15 protein-coding genes and 1 pseudogene are annotated in these 18,952 nt (G+C 65.8%); 6 read left to right on the forward strand and 10 right to left on the reverse strand.

Going from position 1 to position 18,952, the window contains the following annotated elements; all coding sequences use genetic code 11:
* Positions 1-436 precede the first annotated feature (436 nt).
* Complete coding sequence (locus RIF23_RS06220) at positions 437-2,080, forward strand: glycine/sarcosine N-methyltransferase (protein WP_456085735.1); 1,644 nt, start codon at positions 437-439, stop codon at positions 2,078-2,080.
* A 172-nt stretch (positions 2,081-2,252) separates the two neighbouring features.
* On the opposite strand, the gene RIF23_RS06225 is transcribed toward RIF23_RS06220, so the two are convergent.
* Positions 2,253-2,990 carry a M50 family metallopeptidase gene (locus RIF23_RS06225; RefSeq protein WP_407659406.1) on the reverse strand — a complete coding sequence of 246 codons (738 nt, stop codon included), beginning with the start codon at positions 2,988-2,990 and terminating at the stop codon, positions 2,253-2,255.
* A 279-nt stretch (positions 2,991-3,269) separates the two neighbouring features.
* On the opposite strand from RIF23_RS06225, the gene RIF23_RS06230 reads away from it, so the two are divergent.
* A complete protein-coding gene (locus RIF23_RS06230; RefSeq protein WP_310911426.1) occupies positions 3,270-3,710 on the forward strand; it encodes an SRPBCC family protein in 441 nt (146 codons plus the stop codon).
* A gap of 25 nt (positions 3,711-3,735) precedes the next feature.
* Here the strand turns inward: RIF23_RS06230 and RIF23_RS06235 are convergent.
* A pseudogene (locus RIF23_RS06235) lies at positions 3,736-3,996 on the reverse strand (flavodoxin); the annotation flags it as partial.
* Positions 3,997-4,078: 82 nt separating this feature from the next.
* On the opposite strand from RIF23_RS06235, the gene RIF23_RS06240 reads away from it, so the two are divergent.
* Positions 4,079-4,546, forward strand: coding sequence for a flavodoxin family protein (locus RIF23_RS06240; protein WP_310911427.1), 468 nt, complete (start codon positions 4,079-4,081; stop codon positions 4,544-4,546).
* Positions 4,547-4,769: 223 nt separating this feature from the next.
* On the opposite strand, the gene RIF23_RS06245 is transcribed toward RIF23_RS06240, so the two are convergent.
* The 3 genes from RIF23_RS06245 to ectA all read right to left on the reverse strand — a co-directional run bounded on the left by RIF23_RS06245 (position 4,770) and on the right by ectA (position 7,306).
* Positions 4,770-5,180, reverse strand: coding sequence for an ectoine synthase (locus tag RIF23_RS06245; RefSeq protein WP_310911428.1), 411 nt, complete (start codon positions 5,178-5,180; stop codon positions 4,770-4,772).
* A gap of 216 nt (positions 5,181-5,396) precedes the next feature.
* Positions 5,397-6,656 (reverse strand): diaminobutyrate--2-oxoglutarate transaminase, encoded by a 1,260-nt coding sequence (gene ectB / locus RIF23_RS06250; protein WP_310911541.1) that lies wholly within the window; start codon positions 6,654-6,656, stop codon positions 5,397-5,399.
* A 47-nt stretch (positions 6,657-6,703) separates the two neighbouring features.
* Positions 6,704-7,306: a diaminobutyrate acetyltransferase gene (gene ectA, locus RIF23_RS06255; protein ID WP_407659407.1), complete on the reverse strand. Its 603-nt coding sequence runs from the start codon at positions 7,304-7,306 to the stop codon at positions 6,704-6,706.
* A 472-nt stretch (positions 7,307-7,778) separates the two neighbouring features.
* Here ectA and RIF23_RS06260 point away from each other — a divergent pair, with 472 nt between their 5' ends.
* From RIF23_RS06260 to RIF23_RS06270, 3 genes are read left to right on the forward strand one after another with little or no spacing between them, the layout of a single operon-like run.
* Positions 7,779-8,042: a WhiB family transcriptional regulator gene (locus tag RIF23_RS06260; RefSeq protein ID WP_310911429.1), complete on the forward strand. Its 264-nt coding sequence runs from the start codon at positions 7,779-7,781 to the stop codon at positions 8,040-8,042.
* A 46-nt stretch (positions 8,043-8,088) separates the two neighbouring features.
* The gene (locus RIF23_RS06265; protein ID WP_310911430.1) at positions 8,089-8,850 is read left to right on the forward strand and encodes a copper resistance protein; all 762 of its coding nucleotides are present in this window, start codon (positions 8,089-8,091) and stop codon (positions 8,848-8,850) included.
* A complete protein-coding gene (locus tag RIF23_RS06270) occupies positions 8,739-9,377 on the forward strand; it encodes a copper resistance CopC family protein (protein WP_310911431.1) in 639 nt (212 codons plus the stop codon). The genes RIF23_RS06265 and RIF23_RS06270 overlap by 112 nt, the downstream gene beginning before the upstream one ends.
* A gap of 136 nt (positions 9,378-9,513) precedes the next feature.
* On the opposite strand, the gene RIF23_RS06275 is transcribed toward RIF23_RS06270, so the two are convergent.
* The 5 genes from RIF23_RS06275 to RIF23_RS06295 form a co-directional block, all read right to left on the reverse strand.
* Positions 9,514-10,275: a PP2C family protein-serine/threonine phosphatase gene (locus RIF23_RS06275; protein WP_310911432.1), complete on the reverse strand. Its 762-nt coding sequence runs from the start codon at positions 10,273-10,275 to the stop codon at positions 9,514-9,516.
* Between the two features lie 540 nt (positions 10,276-10,815).
* Positions 10,816-11,793, reverse strand: a complete 978-nt coding sequence (locus tag RIF23_RS06280; RefSeq protein ID WP_310911433.1) for a hypothetical protein — start codon at positions 11,791-11,793, stop codon at positions 10,816-10,818.
* 394 nt (positions 11,794-12,187) lie between these two features.
* On the reverse strand, positions 12,188-13,486 hold the full coding sequence (locus tag RIF23_RS06285; RefSeq protein ID WP_310911434.1) for a hypothetical protein: 1,299 nt from the start codon (positions 13,484-13,486) through the stop codon (positions 12,188-12,190).
* Between the two features lie 372 nt (positions 13,487-13,858).
* Positions 13,859-14,518 carry a response regulator gene (locus tag RIF23_RS06290; protein ID WP_310911435.1) on the reverse strand — a complete coding sequence of 220 codons (660 nt, stop codon included), beginning with the start codon at positions 14,516-14,518 and terminating at the stop codon, positions 13,859-13,861.
* 11 nt (positions 14,519-14,529) lie between these two features.
* Positions 14,530-18,828 (reverse strand): HAMP domain-containing protein, encoded by a 4,299-nt coding sequence (locus RIF23_RS06295; protein ID WP_310911436.1) that lies wholly within the window; start codon positions 18,826-18,828, stop codon positions 14,530-14,532.
* Between the last annotated feature and the right edge of the window lie 124 nt (positions 18,829-18,952).

Raw genomic sequence — 18,952 nt, forward strand, 5'->3', positions numbered from 1 at the left:
CCCCTACGGTCGTTGCCGGCATACCCTCAGGTCACCGCGGGTAACCATCGACGTTCGCTGCTGTGCACCACCCCGCACCGCCACCCCCCGGGGAAGGCATCGCAATCGGCGTGTGTTATGGGAAACGAGAGCCCGCTTTCGTGTCCACAACCCGCTTCATCAGATTGCGCAACGCGTTGCGTAATCCGAATCAGAAATTGCCCTTCATGCGATCAAAATAACGCAACGCGTTGCGCCATTTGCTTCTTTTTGGATGTGTCCAGCTAGGAACCCTAGGTAAATAATCACGCTCTGACCTGCGAAAACGCCGGTCTACCCTGATGAGGGACTTGCAATTCCTGCCGATTAGTGCTGTTAAATGGATAGATGCGAGGTTCGTCCTCTGGTCGGCTACGCAAGCACCAGGGGAGTCTGTCGAGTGTAGAGGAGTCGACCGATTTCAGGTCAGGATCAGCAGTACTTTGGTAATGACCCGCTAGCCGTTCGTGACACTGACCACTACACCGAGGAGTACGTCCCCGGGTTCGTCGAGAAGTGGGATGAGCTCATCGACTGGAAGGGCCGCACCGAGAGTGAGGGCCGCTTCTTCATCGACCAGCTCAAGGCGCGCGGTGTCGAGAAGGTACTCGACGTAGCCACCGGCACCGGCTTCCACTCCGTACGCCTGCTTGAGGAGGGCTTCGAGACCGTCAGTGCGGACGGAAGCCCGGAGATGCTCGCGAAGGCGTTCCAGAACGGGTTGGACTACGGAGGGTACATCCTCCGGGTCGTGCATGCCGACTGGCGCTGGCTGAACCGGGACGTGCACGGCACCTACGACGCGATCATCTGCCTCGGGAACTCCTTCACCCACCTGTTCTCCGAACGGGACCGCCGCAAGGCGCTGGCCGAGTTCTACGCGATGCTCAAGCACGACGGTGTACTCATCCTGGACCAGCGCAACTACGACGCGCTGCTGGACGGGGACTACTCCAACGCCCACACCTACTACTACTGCGGCAAGGAGGTCTCGGCCGAGCCCGAACACGTCGATGACGGCCTGGCCCGATTCGTCTACCGGTTCCCGGACAACGCCGAGTACAACCTCAACATGTTCCCCCTGCGCAAGGACTACACGCGGCGGTTGATGCGTGAGGTCGGGTTCCAGCACATCGACACCTACGGGGACTTCCAGGAGTCCACCAACGGTGGTCACCCCGACTTCTACATCCACATCGCCGAGAAGTCCTACCGGCGCGAAGACGAGCTGAAGAAGAACTACTCCACGGCCGTGGAGACCGCCCGGGAGTACTACAACTCCCACGATGCGGACAACTTCTACTACACGCTCTGGGGCGGTACCGACATCCACGTCGGCCTGTACCAGTCCGACGATGAGGACATCGCCGAGGCGAGCCGTCGGACCGTGGAGGAGATGGCCGCCAAGCTGGACATCACCGCCGACACCAAGATCATCGACGTGGGTGCCGGCTACGGTGGCTCGGCCCGCTACCTCGCCCGCACCTTCGGTTGCCACGTGACCTGCCTCAACCTGAGTGAGGTCGAGAACGACCGCAACCGCGAGATGAACGAGCAGGCCGGGCTGTCCCACCTGATCGACGTCGTCGACGGTTCTTTCGAGGACATTCCCTCCCAGGACAACGCCTTCGACATCGTCTGGTCGCAGGACGCCTTCCTGCACAGCGGTGATCGCCTGCGGGTCCTCGAGGAGTGTGTCCGTGTGCTGCGGAACAAGGGCAGCCTCATCTTCACCGACCCGATGGCCAGCGACAATGCCGACAAGTCGCAGCTCCAGCCGATCCTGGACCGGCTGCACCTGGACACGCTCGGCACGCCCACCTTCTACACCAAGCAGCTCGCCAAGCACGGGCTGAACCGGGTCGAGTTCGACGACCACTCGCACCAGCTCACCAACCACTACGGCCGGGTGCTGCAAGAGCTGGAGAAGCGGGGTCCCGAGCTCGAGGGCAAGGTCAGCCGCGAGTACCAGGACCGGATGAAGACCGGCCTGCGCAACTGGGTTAACGGCGGCAAGACCGGGAATCTTGCCTGGGGAATCTTCGTCTTCAAGCAGGACTAGGGTTCTCGCCCAGGACTAGACAGGACTGGTCCTGACGCATATGCGCGCCGGATGCCGTGTGGCGGAGCATCCGGCGCGCATGCGTATCTCGGGACCAGGGGTTTACTGCGGCCTGGACGTCTCGGGACGGCCCCCGGTCCAGGGGGCAGCCGGCCCAGGGGTCAGCGGTTTCCTACAGCTCCGCGAGCACCAGCAGCCAGACGCCCAGCGCCAGCACCGCCAGGTTGACGACGAGGAAGAACCCGACCCACAGCGTTCCCGGTGCCCCGGTGAGCCGGGCAAGCTGGTCCGCATCGGACTGCCCCGTGCCCGCGGGTTGGCGACGGCGCTGGGACTGGAGCTCGAAGACCGGGCGGACCCCGGCGAACAGCAGGAACCAGGTGAACGCGTAGGCAAAGGCCGCCTGAACCTCGCTCGGCAGGAACCACGACACCAGGAAAACCAGCGCCCCGGTACCGACCACAGAGATCACGCCGTAGACATTGCGGATCAGCAGCAGCATCGTGAGCAGCAGCAGGATACTGATCCACAACAGTGCGGTGATCCGGTTGGCCAGCAGCAACAGAATGCCGCCCAGGCCGACCAGGGACGGGGTGATGTAGCCGGCGGCCACCGTCAGGATCATCCCGATGCCGTCCGGACGCCCGCGCGAGACGGTGACGCCGGAGGTGTCGGAGTGCAGCCGGATGCCGGACAACTGCCGCCCGCACAGCACCGCCACCAGGGCGTGTCCTCCCTCGTGTGCGATGGTCACCACATTGCGGGCGATCCGCCAGGGTGCGCCGGTGAGTACCACCGCCAGCGCCACACCGCCGGAGACGATCACGAGCCAGTCCGGGGGCGCCGGTTGTGTGGTGAACACCTCCTGCCAGACCTCACCGAACGTGGTGGCTTCCAGCTCCATAGTCATCTCCCACACTCCTCTGCGCACAACCGCACCCGAACCCTAGGGCATGGCGCCGCTCCACCAAACGCCCCGCCCCACACAGCAGCACGCTGCGTGTCCTCGGCCGCGGAGTGGACCACCTCCTCACCACGCCGGCCGCGGGACACGGACCGCACGGGACCACACGGCTGTACAGGACACCCCAGGCCCGTGGATGAGCCAGAGTGGGTACTAGGCTGACACCGAACACCGTTCGGGTCCGCTCGGACCCGGTCTGCGAACCGTACCCAGGGAGCGATCGTCATGGCCCAGCGCAGGGTTTCCCGGAGCGTGATCATTGCCGCTCCGGCCGACCGGATCTTCGACATCCTGGCTACGCCGGATCGGCATGCGGAGCTGGACGGCTCCGGATCGGTGCAGGGCCTGATGACCGGGCCACCGCGGCTGGAGCGAGGCTCCCGGTTCGGGATGCGGATGCGCCTGGGCGTCCCCTACCGAATCACGAACCGGGTGGTGGAGTTCGAGGAGGGGCGGCGCATCGCCTGGCGCCACTTCGGGCTGCACCGGTGGCGCTGGACCCTGGAGCCGCTGGACGACGGGACCACCCGTGTCACCGAGACCTTCGACTATGACAACGCGCTGGCGTGGTTCTACGTACTGAGTGGCTGGCCCGCCCGCAATGCCCGGGGCATCGAGGACACCCTGCCTCGGCTGAAGGAGCTGGCGGAGAGCGAAGCCGGCTGAACCGGAGAGCCGACGGAGACCGTCCCTAGTCCGGACTGCCGTCCTCCACCGCCGCGAGCGCGGTCACCGCGCCGAGCTCCCACAGCGCTTCGCGATCCGCGGCGGTCAGTTCCCCGGTCACCGTGACCGGCGGCCGGTGCTGGGTCCAGGACATCCCCTTGGCGATGGACTCCACGGCACGCACAGCTCCCGTCGTGTCGCTGTTGCCGTGCACGTACAGGCAGCAGGGAAGGTCGGACCTATCGGCACCCGCCGGGGTGTAGACAGTGTCGACGAAATGCTCCAGAGTTTCTCGGTCGAGCTTAATTCTGACGTGCCATGATGGCCCCATATCCCTCCTGGGGGCGGTGCCATGCCACCCTGGTGGCATGGCACGCTTGCTGGTCGTTCACCACACCCCGTCCCCGACGACCCAGTCAATGCTCGAGTCGGTCCTCGAGGGAGCCCACAACGACGAGATCGAGGGCGTCGAGGTGGTCGTGCGCGCTGCACTCACCGCATCATCCCCGGACCTACTCCGCGCTGACGCGGTGGTACTGGGGACGCCGGCGAACATCGGCTATATGTCGGGCGCCCTGAAGAAGTTCTTCGACGAAACGTACTATCCCTGCATGGCGGACACCGCGGGGCTGCCCTATGCGCTGTACGTGCACGGCAACAGCGACACGACGGGAGCTGTGCGTGCCGTGGAGTCCATCGCCAAGGGGATGTCCTGGACCCAGCACCGGCCGCCGGTCACGGTGACCGGGGAACTGACCGCCGCGGATCGCGAAGCGCTGTGGGAGCTCGGCGCGGTGACCGCGTTGGCCGCGTTGGGCGATTCGGTCACACCGTAACCACGTCCGGCGTGGACCGCAGCCGGCGCCCACGGCGAGACCCGCGTTGATGCCCAGCTGGTGGTCAGTGAACCGGTCACCAACGCGATCCACGCCACCAGCCGCAGCGCTACGGGCCGCGCAGGCCAAGAAACACCTCGATCGCGTCGGGCTCGCTCCCCGGGACGCATCGCCGGGGACGGTGCGTCCCGGTGCCCGGGATCCCACCGTCCCCGGCGGCGGATCAGCGTGCGGTGCTGTCCTCCTGGTCCTCGTGCAACAGGGGGTACACGCCGTTCTCGTCGTGGACCTCACGCCCGGTGACCGGGGGGTTGAAGACACACAGCACCCGAAAGTCGGTCTTGGCCCGTACGGTGTGATGCTCGTGCCCGTCCAACAGGTACAGGGTGCCCGGCGTGATCAGATGAGTCTCACCGGTCTCCTCGTTCACGACCTCCGCTTCCCCCTCAATGCAGTGCACGAGTTCGATGTGGTTCGCGTACCACATGCGCGTCTCGGTTCCGGCGTACAGAACCGTCTCGTGGAAGGAGAAGCCGACCTTCTCCTTGGCGAGGATGATCCGGCGGCTCCGCCAGTTCTCCGTCTGTACGTCCCGCTCAGTACCGTCGATCTCATCCAGGCTGCGAACGATCACGTGGCTTCGTCTCCTGCTCTCTCGGTCCCCTGTGGCAACGCGCGGGCGCCCGGTGGGACGTTGGGTGCTCTGGCGCGTGAGCCGCAGCCGAATTCATCCTACGTTTACCGTATGTCACGAATGCGTAGCAGCTCACACACAAGAGAGGGTAAGCCCCATCCTCGGCCAAGACGACCGACAGCCCGCTTCCCACCGGGACGGGTAATACCGCTTCTGTCAGGGCTGCTGCACCGCGGCCGCGGCCACGGCCTCGGCCAACACCGTCAGTCCGCGGTCGAGCTCATCCTCGGTCACCGTCAGCGGCGGCAAGAGCTTGACCACCTCGTCCTGAGGTCCGGACGTCTCCAGCAACAGTCCCCGCTCGAACGCCGCGGCGCAGGCCGCACCAGCCACCTCCGGGGACTCCAGGGCGAGGCCCCAGGCCAACCCACGTCCACGGACGGTCGCTCCCAGCTGCGGGTGGGCCGCTGCGATGGCCTGGAGATGCTTCTCGACGATCTTGCCCTTCAGTTCGGTGTCCCGCTGAAGCCGGTCGTCCCGCCAGTAGGCGTCGAGGGCCGCAGCCCCGGTCACGAAGGAGGGGTTGGGCCCCCGGAAGGTGCCGTTGTGCTCGCCCGGGTCCCAGAGGTCCAGCTCACGCTTCATCAAGGTGAGGGCAAGGGGAAGACCGTAGCCGCTGATGGACTTGGACAGCGTGATGATGTCCGGCTGGATTCCGGCGTCCTCGAAGCTGAAGAACGGCCCGGTACGACCACACCCCATCTGGATGTCGTCGACAATCAGCAGAATCTCGTACTCCGCACAGAGTTCGGCGAGTCCCCGCAACCACGCCGGGCTGGCTACGTTGATCCCGCCTTCGCCCTGGACGGTCTCCACGATGACCGCGGCCGGACGGTCCAAACCACTGCCGCTGTCCTCCAGCAGACTACGTAGCCAGAGGAAGTCCGGTGTCTGCCCGTCCATGTAGTTGTCGAACGGCATGGTCGCCGAGTGACTCAGCGGAACTCCGGCACCGCCGCGCTTCATCGAGTTCCCGGTCACGGCGAGCGCGCCCAGCGTCATGCCGTGGAAGCCGTTGGTGAAGCTGATGATGGTCTCCCGCCCGGTGATCTTCCGGGCGAGTTTGAGGGCCGCCTCCACCGCGTTGTTGCCCGCGGGGCCGGGGAATTGGACCTTGTAGTCGAGTCCGCGCGGCGAGAGCACCACCTCGTCGAAGGTTCGGAGGAACTCGCGTTTGCTGGCGCTGTAGGCGTCCAAACTGTGGATCACCGAGTCGCCGGCGATGTAGTCGAGCAGTTTCTGTTTCAACGCCGGGTTGTTGTGCCCATAGTTGAGCGATCCCGCACCGGCGAAGAAGTCCAGGTAGGCCTCGCCTGACTCGGAATACAGGTAGCTGCCGCGGGCCTGGTCGAACACGACCGGCCAGCCACGGCAGTAGCCGCGAACCTCGGACTCGAGCCGTTCGAAGATCTCCATTGTTGTCATCAAATCCTTACCCAGGGCATACGTGCCCCGGTCAGCGGTTACGAGCTCGCTGCGATCGAAGTGTGCAGAGGCCCGATACGAACGAGCTCCTCACGTTCGTGCCCCTGATCGACGTCGGTGACTGCCTCCGGCTGCGGAAAGTGTGCGCGCTCGAAGAGCGGGCTCCACCGGGCCTCGACACCGTGCGCACGTGCGAACGCCTCGAACAGCGCGCGGGAGGCCGCATTGTCCGGGGTGACCGTCGCCTCCAGGTAACGGATCCCCTGCCGGACACAGCGGTCACCGATGTGGTGCAACATCGTCCGGGCCAACTTCCTTCCCTGGTAGCCAGGATCCACGGCTACCTGCCACAGGAAGTAGGTGTCTGGCTGCTCTGGCCGGACGTACCCCAGAACGAAACCGCCCAACTCCGGGGAGGTCTCGGCCCCACTGGCGGTGCGGCCCCGGGCGACCACCGTCGTCGCGGCGAAGTCTCGGCACCACAGGACGTAGGCGTACGGTGAGTTGACATCGAGCCCGGCCCTGCACACCAGGTCATAGATGGCTTGCCCATCCATCAGTGTGGGCCGCTCCAGAACGAACTCGGGCGCCCCGCCGTCGTGGTCGCCGGGGTTGCTGGGATAACGCTGTTCATCAGGCACGTTCTCGAAACATAGCGAACGTTTGTGAGAACGCGTTCCACACCGCGCGGGGCCAATGTTTGGGATGGAGTGGGACGGGTATGCCTGTTTCTTACGGGCACAACCGGGCTACATCCTGCGATTACCCGCGGTGCAGCCGCGGGGGCGGCGGGTCATGAGGATCCCGGAGTCATCAGCGAATTCGCCGCATCGGCCGCGCCGCGTCCGCAGCTACGCCTTCGGGACATCCCGATGCGGCACACGGACAATCCGGGCCAAACTTAAGGCATCCGCAGCAGATTTTAAGCATGCGGTATATCACACTGTGTTCGGCCTCCGCCAGAGAGATCACAGTGCAGCGTGCGCTGCGCATTCGCCTTGAGAATCCGATCGGACTCTGCCAGACTCCCTGTAGTACGACTAACCGTAGTACTACTTCTGGTCGCTAATCGTCCCGCACCACGGGTGACGAGCCGGACTCTGGAGGTCTCCGTTGAACCGCCTCTACCACGAGAGCGAGGACTGGGTCGCACAGGGAACATGCCGAGCCTACGACCCCGAACTGTTCTTCCCGGTGAACATCACCGGGGCCGATGGACCCGAGGTGCACCTGGCCAAGGCGATCTGTGACACGTGCCCGGTGCGCAGGGAATGCCTGAACTGGGCCGTGAGCCGGGGCGAGGCCCACGGGATCTGGGGCGGAACGACCCCGGAGGAACGGCGCTACCTGCGCGTCGAACTGGCGACGGCAAGCTAGGACCGGGCAGCGCGAGGGGGCACCGGTCTCCGCTACGGTCAGCTGCGTGGACACTCCCGCCTCCGGGACCCTCTGGCTGGGGCGCACGGCCGTACTGGCCGGCGCCTGCACAGGCCTGGCCTGGTCCGGCCACGCTGTCTATGCCGGTGGATCCGCCTCGCTGTGGGGATTCGCCCTGGCGACCCTGGGCACAGGGCTCGTGCTGGGACACCTCACCCGCGTCCAGCGCGGCCTCACCGAACTCCTGGGGATCCTCCTCCTCGCCCAGGCGGTCTTCCACCTCTGGTTCGAGCTCACCGCGTCCGCCCAGTCCACCCAGTCCACCCACCATGCCAATCCCGGCACAGCGGACCTCCTGCATCACAGTGTCGGTGTCGGCGGCAGCTGGTCGCCCGGAATGCTTCTCGGCCACATCTGGGCCGCCCTCGTCACCGCCGCTGTCCTCGCCCACGGTGAGGAGCTGATCTGGTCCCTGGCCACCCTGCTCGGCCAGGCCATCCCCACCATTCTCCAGCCCTCCACCCTGCATCACGCAGCCGGCCGGGCGCCGACGCCGGACACGTCCGTCCCCACCCCACGCAGCACAGGCCGGGTCACCGCCTATCCCCGCGGACCACCACCGGCACCTCGTCACCGGATGTCGCCATCCGGCCACGGCAGCACAATCGACGCCAACAACGACGAAAGGTCCGGAACATGTCCATGCCAACGCTCCCGTATCGGGGCACCACCCTCGCCGCAACCCTCGCCGGCAGCGCCCTGCTCGCCACCATCGCCGCCCCCGGGGCGAGTGCCCACAACGTCCTGATCGACTCCTCCCCGGAAGACGGGGCAACCGTGGACACGATGCCCGACGAAGTCGAGCTGGTCTTCAACGAAGAGGTCCTGGAGGGCGGAAACGCCATCACCGTGGTGGGCCCCGACGGGAACACCGACTACGCGGAAGGGGAAAATGTCCGCCTGGACGGCACGAGCGCGGCCGTTGACATCGCCCCCCTCGAGGAGGCCGGTGCGTACACCGTCGACTATCGCATCGTGTCGGCGGACGGACATCCCATCGAGGAAAGCATCTCCTTCACCCTCGCCGCGGAGGCGCTGGACGACACCGACGCCGCTGAGGAGGCCCAGGAGGAGGCCGACACCGGCGGCGAGGAGACGCAGGCCACGAACGAGGAGGACGAGGACACCGACGGGGAGACTGCCGCGGACACCAACCCCCTGGCCGGAAACACGTGGCTCGGTGCGGCGGCCGCGCTGCTGGCCATCGGTGTCATCGTGATACTCGTTGTCCGTGCCGTACGGCACACGGGCTCGGGCAACAGCGAGGACAGCTGAACCGAGAACAGCCGCTCCGGGCGGGTGCCCGACCCGTCCGGAGCGGCAGCGACACCACGACGTCACGGATCCGCGTGGGTCCGCACAGGTCCGCACCGCTTCGGCCGGGCCTGGCCTGCCCGCGGTGCCCGGTAGCTCAGTAGGGCCGGGCGAGCAGGATGCTGATGTTGTCCCGCCCGGAAACCTTCATCGCCGCCTGCCACAGTTCCCGCACAGCGGCCTCGTCACTGACGGCAGCGGCGAGAATCTGCTCCATCTCCTCGTTGGAGACCAGGTCGCTGAGCCCGTCACTACACATCAGCCATCCTTCGGCCGTCGCCTCTCGATCCTGGCCGACATGGGGCTGCATGGGGGTGCTACTACTGCCCCCAAGGGACTGGGTGATGAAGTTCGTCGAGGTGGGGCGGCCGTCTTCCCCTGGAACCGTGGGCGGGGAGTCGTCCTCGGAGAGCTGTTCCAGGCGCAGGTCTCGAATCCGGTAGGTCCGTGAGTCCCCCACGTTGAACCAGTAGATTCCTTCCTCGGTCAGGAGGAGCCCGGCGACTGTGGTGCCCATTCCGGAGAATTCCTCGTTCTGGACCGAGTGCTCCCGGATCTCGTCGTCGATGTGCGTGAGCAGTGTGGTCATGGCGTCCGGGCCGATAAGCTGCGGCCCGCTCTCCGCCATCCGGTGCACCGCGTGCTCGGATGCGATCTCGCCGGCCGCGTGCCCCCCCAACCCGTCCGCAACGGCCAGCACCAGCGGTTCCTGTACCGGAAGCAGGCAGCGCGCAGGCGCGTTCATACTCCCGCCCGCGACCGTCAACGCACCCATGACCAGGGCGTCCTCGTTGACTTGGCGAACAGCGCCGCGGTGTGTCAGGGCCGTGACCGTCACGGTCCCGCTGTCGACACCCATTGCGCCCAACCTCCTGTCTCCTCGGCAGAACCGCCAACCGGTGGCGCCTGGCATCCAGGCGACCCAGAGCGGGGATCGTGATCAAGCAACCATAGCGAGGGAGAGATCGTCGTCGAGGACAACTGGACGACTCGGCCGGCAGTCGACCGGTTTCCTGCGGTCTGCGCGGACCCGGGGGACAACGGAAACCGCAGCTCACCACCCGGGCCTCGAGCCACGCCAGATGCCGGTTCCCGGGACCGAACCGATGTCCTCACGCATAACTCCAGCCGGAGGTCACGACACGTCCGGTACCGCTACACGCCGCGCACTCCCGGGGAACCATCATCTCACCGGCGGTGTCACTGCCCGCGTATCCGACGACGACGACGCGATACCCGGCGCCCTGGCACGAGGGGCACACGATCGCGAGATCCATGCGGCACAGGATATCGGCACATGTCCACTGAGTGGACGCACAACCGGGGGTGGGCGTGCTGCCCACCCCCGGTCGCAGGGATTCGCCGTGCCCGGCCACCAGTCTGGGCCGGTGAACCGGAACTAGTCCTGGGACAGCGCGGCCGCGGCCTTGCGCTTGCGGGACAGGTAGACGGCGGCACCGCCGCCACCCAGCGCGGCCACCGCAGCGGCAACCAGACCACCCAGCTGCGCACCGGTCACCGGCAGCTGGTCATCGGCCTCGTCCTTCGGGGCCTGCTGCTCGTCGCCCTCGCCGTTACCGTCCTCGGCGCCGCCGTCCTCGGCGCCGCCGTTCTCGGCGTCACCGTTGCCGTCGCCGTTACCGGCCTCACCATCGCCGTTGTCGGCGCCATTCTCGCCGTTACCGTCCTCGGCGCCGCCGTTCTCGCCGTCGCCGTTCTCGCCGTCGCCGTTCTCGCCGCCGTCCCCGACCGGCTCCCCGGTCACCTCGGTCACGGTGACCGGTTCGGGGTCACCCTCGGGTTCACACACTGTCGTGGTGGTACCCGCGTCCTGGGTCACGGTGGTGGTGATCGTCCCGGGAACGAAAGCCACCTCACCCGGATTCACCAGATCAAGCTCGGCCGGTTCCACCGTCCACTCCGGAAGTGCCTCGACCCATTCCACCGGGTCCGGGGTGAACGCCTCCGAGATACCCATCTCGAAGGTCGCCTCGTCGTTCGGGGCTGCTGACCCCGTCAGCTCCAGGTCGAAGTCCGATTCGAATTCGTCCGCCGGGATCTCTTGAATGCCGTGGAACATGAAGAAGGGAACCCACGCCGCCTGCACCGTGATGGACTCCCCGGTTTCCGCTGCCGCTGGGACATGTGTCCCCACGGCCAGGGGCAACGTCTCCTCGAATTGGAAGTCCGGGGCCTGGCAGTGGTAGTCGACTAGGGCGACATAGTCGTGGTCGAACTCGATGACATCCTCAAGGTCCTGGTCCAGCGGTTCGATGTCGACGTCGGACGCCGCCGCAGGAGCCGCAAGAACAGAACCGAATCCGGCGAAGGCCGTAGCGGCGAATCCACCAACGACACGCTTGCTGAGTGTGGACACGCGAAACTCCTCAATACAGGGGGGTTATTCGGGGCAGTCGACCCAGGGAGCCGCGACCTGGGAGACACACGGGGATCCCGGCCGCGTCGCTCCGACGCAACCCCGAGGTGCGGACCAGTACGGACCGAGGGCGTATATCGCGTCACATCGGCCTAAACCGCACCAACACCCACAAAGTGTAAACTTGGTTTACAAGATCATTCAAGGTGCAGCGCCGGGTCCGGGTGACCGCATGCGGTCAAATGCGGAGAAACGCCATGTGAAACCCGTCCGGCAGTCAGGCCAGTATCGGTCTCGGCCCCAGGACAACCGAGGTGCACCTGGACACACTCACGAGGTGCGGGGGTGGGCCGCCTGGCCCACCCCCGCACCTACGTGACGACTCGGCCTGGCCTTAGCCCTCCAGGCCACCCTGTTCCGCCGCGGCCTTGCGCTTGCGGGACAGGTAGACGGCGGCACCGCCGCCACCCAGCGCGGCCACCGCAGCGGCAACCAGACCACCCAGCTGCGCACCGGTCACCGGCAGCTGCCCGTCCGCCTCATCCTTCGGCGGCTGCTGGTCATCGCCGGGGTCACCGTCGTCCCCGTTCTCGCCGGGGTCACCGTCACCGCCATTGCCAGGATCGTCACCGGACCAGGCACAGTCGATGGTGACAAGGCCATCCAACACGGAGATCGTCAGGTCACCGGCAGCGAACTCGACCGCGCCCGCACCACCCGGGGTGAAGGTGCCCTCGGTGTCGAGTCCGGCGATGATGTCGCCCGCACCGAACGGCTCATCGTTCGCCGCGGACAGGGCGATCCCGTCCTCGGGAGCGGCGTCGCCACTGGCAGCGATGTGGATGGTACCCACGACATCACCCTCAGCGAGATCCACCGGGGTCTCCGGACCGTTGTCCAACGTGCCCTCGGCGGTCACCCGGATGTCCTCGTCGGCCGGGAACTCGGTCCCGTCCGGGGTGTCCACCGTGACCTGTGCTCCACTGGTGAAGTCCGCCAGCAGCTCGGGGTCACTGGAGGCGCACTCGTAGGTACCGGTGAACTCGGCCCGCCCCGGGGTGGTCACCACGCCGGGTTCGTCATCGCCGTTGTCATCACCGTTGTCGTCGTCGCCGTTGTCGTCGTCGCCGTTGTCGTCGTCGCCATTGTCATCGCCGTCGCCGACCACAGCCTCGTGCACGATGGCCGGTTCCTCGGTGACACAGGGAGTGTTGACCGTCACGAGGCTCGACACCGTCGTCTCGAAATCGCCGATCTCGAAGGTGTAGGTGCCCTCCTCCTCGGGGGTGTAGCTCCCCGTGGTCGGATCGGTCTCCACCTCGCCACCGCTCGGGATTTCCTCGCTGTTCTCCGCGGTGGTCTCCACCGTGTCCACGTGTTCGCCGTCGCGGTAGACCTCCATCGGAATGGTGCGACTCACGTCTCCGGGGGAGAGCGACACGGGTGAGGTGGGAACTTCGGTGGAATCGCCGTTCACCGTGATGTCGATGCTCTCCCCGGCCGCGACCTCGCTCGGCGCGTCGATGGAGTAGGTGACATCCGTGGTGAATTCGTCCTGGATGGCCGAGGGGGTGCACTCGTAGGAGACCACATTGTCGGCGAAGGCCCCCGGAGCGTATGCGATGAAGCCAACACTGGCGAAAGCCGCGGCACTCGTTCCAGCGGCCAGTCGCTTGCTGATGTTTCGAGCCACAGTTACCGGATTTCCCTTCAGCGGAGGGGTTGGGATCTGCTCTCGGCCACTGGGCGCGTCTTCGCCCCGCGCATCCCGGCAGGTCTGGTACGGGATGGCTACTGGCGCGGCACACCCGGCAGGGATGAGCGGCCGGAGCGCGGTCAGCCCCGCCCGGGGCTGTTATGTCTGCGACTGTAGCGCCATAACATGTTTCACACTAGAGGGGCGCTCTTCCGTCTTTCGCACGAGAAGCCAGACTCCCCATGGCTCAAACCATTCGATAGAACACGTTATTACCTGGGAGAACCCGGATTCCGTCCCACGGCGCACCCCACTTCTGCACCCCAATACTCGGCCCCTCGTTGCCGAGATGTTACCTCTGGTAGCAGGTCAACTGGTTCCGGACTCCATCGAGGACGGTCCATCGTCCCCACGCAAGGTACGCACCAGTGCCGCCAGATCGGACACGGGCTGTTCCAGGTCGTGCACCAGGGTGCTGGCCACGGGGCCCGCGGTGGGCAGCTCCTGCCGCGCGGCCGACAACGCGGTGCGGATCGTGGTGACCCGTGCCTCCAACTCACCGAGCAGGGCCTGGGAATCCGCCGCACCGGGACTCTCGCCCAACAGATCGTGCAACAGGCGAGACTGCTCCCGCAGGCGCTGACGCGTCTGGTAGAGCTCGATGAACACCTCAACCTTGGCCTGGAGCACCGACGGGTCGAAAGGCTTGGTGAGGTAGTCGATCGAGCGGGTGGAATATCCCCGGAACACCTGGTGCCGCGCGATCTCGGCCCCGGTGAGAAAAATGATCGGGATGTCCTTGGTCCGCTCCCGCTGCTTGATGTGTGCAGCTGTTTCGAAACCGTCCATTCCCGGCATCATCACGTCGAGCAGGATTACCGCGAACTCCCGCTCCAGCAGCGCCTTCAACGCCGCCTCCCCGGAACTGGCCCGCACCAGGTTCTGGTCCAGCGCGGTCAGCGCGGCCTCCAGTGAGATCAGGTTGTCCTCACGGTCGTCAACCAGCAGGATGTTCGCCTTCTCGGGCACCGTAGCGGCTCCTAGCCTTCAGTTGTCTCACTGGAACTGGTTCCGGCGTCGTCGCCCGTGACGTCACCGGGGCTGGCGGAACCGTCCCGGTCCAACCACGACCGCAGAACGTCCAGCAGGTGATCCAGATCCACCGGTTTGGTGACGTAGTCGGAGGCACCCGAGTCGAGGCTGCGTTCCTTGTCTCCCTGCATCGCCTTGGCTGTCAGTGCGACGATCGGAAGGTTCGCGAACTGCGGCATCTCCCGGATCCTGCGGATCGTCTCGTTCCCGTCCAGCTCCGGCATCATAATGTCCATCAACACCAACGCCACGTCCTCGTTGGCTTCCAGCTTCCTGATGCCGCTCATACCGTCATCCGCGTACAGCACCCGCAGCCCGTGCGCCTCAAGCGCGCTGGTCAACGCGAAGACGTTGCGGACATCGTCGTCGACGATGAGTACCTGCCTGCCCTGGAGCGCCTCGTCCTGCCCGGACTCCGCGCGGGTACTGGCATTCTCGGTCAACATCGCACCGGAGTCACTCGTGCTCAGCATGGCCTGACGCCCGTCCTGTCGGGGCATCGGCTCGGAACCGTCGTCCTGGGCCGATTGGGTCACTCCACTGTCTCCCGTCGACTGGGGATCACGCTCCGAGGGAACGGGGTCCATGATCGCTCCGCTGTTGGTGACCGCCGCCAGCTCGCTCGCCTTCGGGACCGGGGGCAACGAATCCATGGTTTCCGAGTCACCGGCTTCCGGAAGCCGCACCGGCAACAGCAGGGTGAACGTGCTGCCCTCCTGGGGCGTACTGGACACGTGAATCTGTCCGCCGAGCAGCTGAGCCATGTTCCGGCTGATGGACAGGCCAAGCCCGGTCCCCCCGAAACGCCGACTCGTTCCACCATCCCCCTGGTGGAAGGCCTCGAAAATCACGTGCAGCTTATCGTCGGGAATCCCGATCCCGGTATCCGAGACCGAGAAGGCGATCACCTCGTCGTGCTCGGCGAACATCGCGAGATCGACATCAGCCAGTTCCCAGGCGGGGCCGATCGTCAGCCGGACTTCGCCCGATCCGGTGAACTTCACCGCGTTCGACAGCAGATTACGCAAGACCTGCTGCAACCGCTGCTCGTCGGTCCACAGATGTTGGGGAACGTCCGGAGACACGTCCACGACGAACGCCAAACCCTGCTCACTCGCCATGGGGCGGAACGACGCCTCCACATAGTCAACGAGATGCTGGATCGACACGTCTGCCGGCCGTAGGTCGACGCGCCCCGCCTCCATCTTGGACAGGTCCAGAATCTCGTCGATCAAGTGCAGCAGATCGCTACCCGCCTTGTGAATGGTCTGCGCGAACTCCACCTGCTTACTCGACAGGTTCTGCTCCGGGTTGTCCGCCAGTAGCCGGGCGAGAATCAACAGGCTGTTCAGCGGCGTACGCAGCTCGTGCGACATGTTGGCCAGGAACTGGGACTTGTACTTGTAGGAGATCTGGAGCTGCCGCGCCCGCTCCTCCAGCGACTTTCGCGCCCCCTCGATCTGCCGGTTCTGCATCTCGATGGCACGGTTCCGGCTGGCCAGCTGCCCTGCCTGGGCGTGCAGCTCGTTGTTCTTACGCCGCAGTTCCTCCTGCTGGCGCTGCAACTCGTTCGACCGCTCCTGGAGTTCGGTGGTGAGCTGCTGAGACTGGATCAACAACGATTCGGTCCGGGCATTGGCGAGGATCGTGTTGATGGTCGCCCCGATGATCGACACCAGCTGGCGCAGGAACCGAAGGTGGATCTCCTGGAACTCCCCGAACGAGGCGAACTCCAGGGCGCCCAGCACCCGGTCCTCAGCGATGACCGGCAAAACCACCAGGCTGAGCGGCGTGGCCTCACCGAGCCCGGATTCCACCTTCACGAAGTCGCCCGGCACATTGTGGACGACCTCCTCCTGACGCTGCGCGATCACCTGCCCGGTCAGCCCCTGGCCCGGGGTGATGCGACGCCGTGCCCCACTGGGCTGATAGCCGTAGCCGGCGAACAGTCGGTACACCTCGGCGTTGTCGTCGTCCAGCAGGAAGCAGGCACCGTACTGCGCGGATACGAGCGGGGTGACCTCGCTCATGATCACCCGCGCCAATTCGTAGAGGTCCCGGTGCCCCTGGATCTTTCCGGAGATCCGGGCGACGTTGCCCTTCAGCCAGTCCTCGTCCCGCTGGGCGTTCGTGGTGGCCCGCAGGTTCTCCACCATCAGGTTGATGTTGTCCTTGAGCTCGTTGACCTCGCCCCGCGCCTCGACCGTGATCGACTGGGTGAGGTCGCCCTCGGTCACGGCGCTGGCCACGTCACCGATAGCCCGGACCTGCTTGGTGAGGTTCCCCGCCAGCTCGTTCACACTGTCGGTGAGCTGTTTCCATGTGCCGGAGACGCCAGCGACCTGGGCCTGGCCGCCCAGTTTGCCCTCACTGCCGACATCGTGGGCCACCCGGGTCACCTCGCCGGCAAAGGCCGAGAGCTGGTCGACCATCGTGTTGATGGTGTTCTTCAGCTCCAGGATCTCGCCCTGCGCATCCACCGTGATCTTCTTGGTCAGGTCTCCACGTGCGACGGCCGTCGTGACATCGGAGATATTGCGCACCTGGGTGGTGAGATCGTGCGCCATCGAGTTGACGTTCTCGGTGAGGTCCTTCCAGATCCCCGAGACACCCTTGACCTCGGCGCGGCCACCGAGCTTGCCCTCGGTCCCCACTTCCCGGGCCACCCGCGTCACCTCGTCCGCGAACGCCGAGAGCTGGTCGACCATCGTGTTGATCGTGTCCTTGAGCTCCAGGATCTCGCCCTTGGCGTTCACCGTGATCTTCTTCGTGAGGTCGCCCCGGGCGGCCGCGCGGGTCACGACCGAAATCTGGCGCACCTGGTGCGTGAGGTTGTTCGCCATGGAGTTCACGTTGTCGGTGAGGTCCTTCCAGACCCCGGAGACCCCGCGCACGTGTGCCTGCCCGCCGAGTTTTCCTTCGGTGCCCACCTCGCGGGCCATGCGGGTGACCTCGTCGGCGAAGGACTCCAACTGATCCACCATCGTGTTCACGGTGTCCTTCAGTTCCAGGATCTCACCCTGGGCATCCACGGTGATCTTCTTACTCAACTCGCCCCGGGCGACCGCCGTGGTGACGTCCGAGATGTTTCGGACCTGAAGTGTCAGGCTGTTGGCCATCGAGTTGACGTTGTCGGTGAGGTCCTTCCAGATCCCCGAGACGCCCTTGACGTTGGCGCGACCACCGAGCTTGCCCTCGGTGCCCACCTCCCGGGCCACCCGCGTCACCTCGTCGGCAAAGGAATCCAGCTGATCCACCATCGTGTTCACGGTGTCCTTCAGCTGAAGCATCTCCCCCTGCACGTCCACCGTCACCTTGCGCGTCAGATCACCACGGGCCACTGCCGTGGTCACCTGGGAGATATCGCGGACCTGGTTGGTGAGATTGTCCGCCATGGAGTTCACGTTGCTGGTCAGGCTCTTCCAGATCCCGGACACGCCTCGGACGTTGGCGCGACCACCGAGCTTGCCCTCGGTGCCCACCTCCCGGGCCACCCGCGTCACCTCGTCGGCAAAGGAATCCAGCTGATCCACCATCGTGTTCACGGTGTCCTTCAGCTGAAGCATCTCCCCCTGCACGTCCACCGTCACCTTGCGCGTCAGATCACCCTCGGCCACAGCGGTGGTGACCTCGGAGATATCGCGGACCTGAGCGGTCAGCCGGCTGGCCATCTGGTTCACGGCGTCGGTCACATCGAGCCAGGCGCCGGAAACCCCCTCCACACGCGCGCTCCCGCCGAGCTTGCCCTCGGTGCCCACCTCCCGGGCCACCCGCGTGACCTCCATGGTGAATCCGGCCATCTGATCGGCCATCCGGTTGACCGAGGTGGCCAGACGGAGGAGATCACCGTGTAGGGGGCCGTGCCGCGTGGTCAGATCCACCCGGTGTGACAATTCTCCACTCCCCACCGAGTCGAGGACCTGTGCCACGGAGTACACCGGCTCACTGACGTCATCCAGGATCCGGTTGAACGTACGCACACTGTCCTGCCACCCGCCCCGGGCCGGAGGAACCTGGATCCGTTCGGTGAGGCGCCCCTCGGAGCTGACGACCCCGCCGACCCGCTGCAACTCGGAACTGAACTGTCCACACTGGTCCAGCACCTCGTTGAACACGGATGCGATTTCACCGTGTATGCCCTCGGCCTTGGTGTCCAGCCGTACCCCGAAATCGCCGTCGCGCATGGCGCGCAGCGCGTCCAGCAGCTCCCCCAACCGCTCGTCGGATGCAGCCGCAGTCTCGGGCATGACTCCTCCTCCTGCCTCGATCCCCTACCGCAATGCCTCGGTCGTCATTCCCGACCGGTGGGCCTACCGAGGTGCAACAACGGTATTCCGTTCGGGGTGTCCTTTACGAGGACGCACGGCAATC

Origin of the sequence: Lipingzhangella rawalii (genome assembly GCF_031628175.1) — a bacterium.
Classification (GTDB): domain Bacteria; phylum Actinomycetota; class Actinomycetes; order Streptosporangiales; family Streptosporangiaceae; genus Lipingzhangella_A; species Lipingzhangella_A rawalii.

Coding starts and splice junctions, on each gene's coding strand:
- RIF23_RS06225 (WP_407659406.1), bottom strand. CDS start 2,990: ATGACTATGGAGCTGGAAGCCACCACGTTCGGTGAGGTCTGGCAGGAG.
- RIF23_RS06230 (WP_310911426.1), top strand. CDS start 3,270: ATGGCCCAGCGCAGGGTTTCCCGGAGCGTGATCATTGCCGCTCCGGCC.
- RIF23_RS06240 (WP_310911427.1), top strand. CDS start 4,079: ATGGCACGCTTGCTGGTCGTTCACCACACCCCGTCCCCGACGACCCAG.
- ectB (WP_310911541.1), bottom strand. CDS start 6,656: ATGGAGATCTTCGAACGGCTCGAGTCCGAGGTTCGCGGCTACTGCCGT.
- RIF23_RS06270 (WP_310911431.1), top strand. CDS start 8,739: ATGTCCATGCCAACGCTCCCGTATCGGGGCACCACCCTCGCCGCAACC.
- RIF23_RS06275 (WP_310911432.1), bottom strand. CDS start 10,275: ATGGGTGTCGACAGCGGGACCGTGACGGTCACGGCCCTGACACACCGC.
- RIF23_RS06295 (WP_310911436.1), bottom strand. CDS start 18,828: ATGCCCGAGACTGCGGCTGCATCCGACGAGCGGTTGGGGGAGCTGCTG.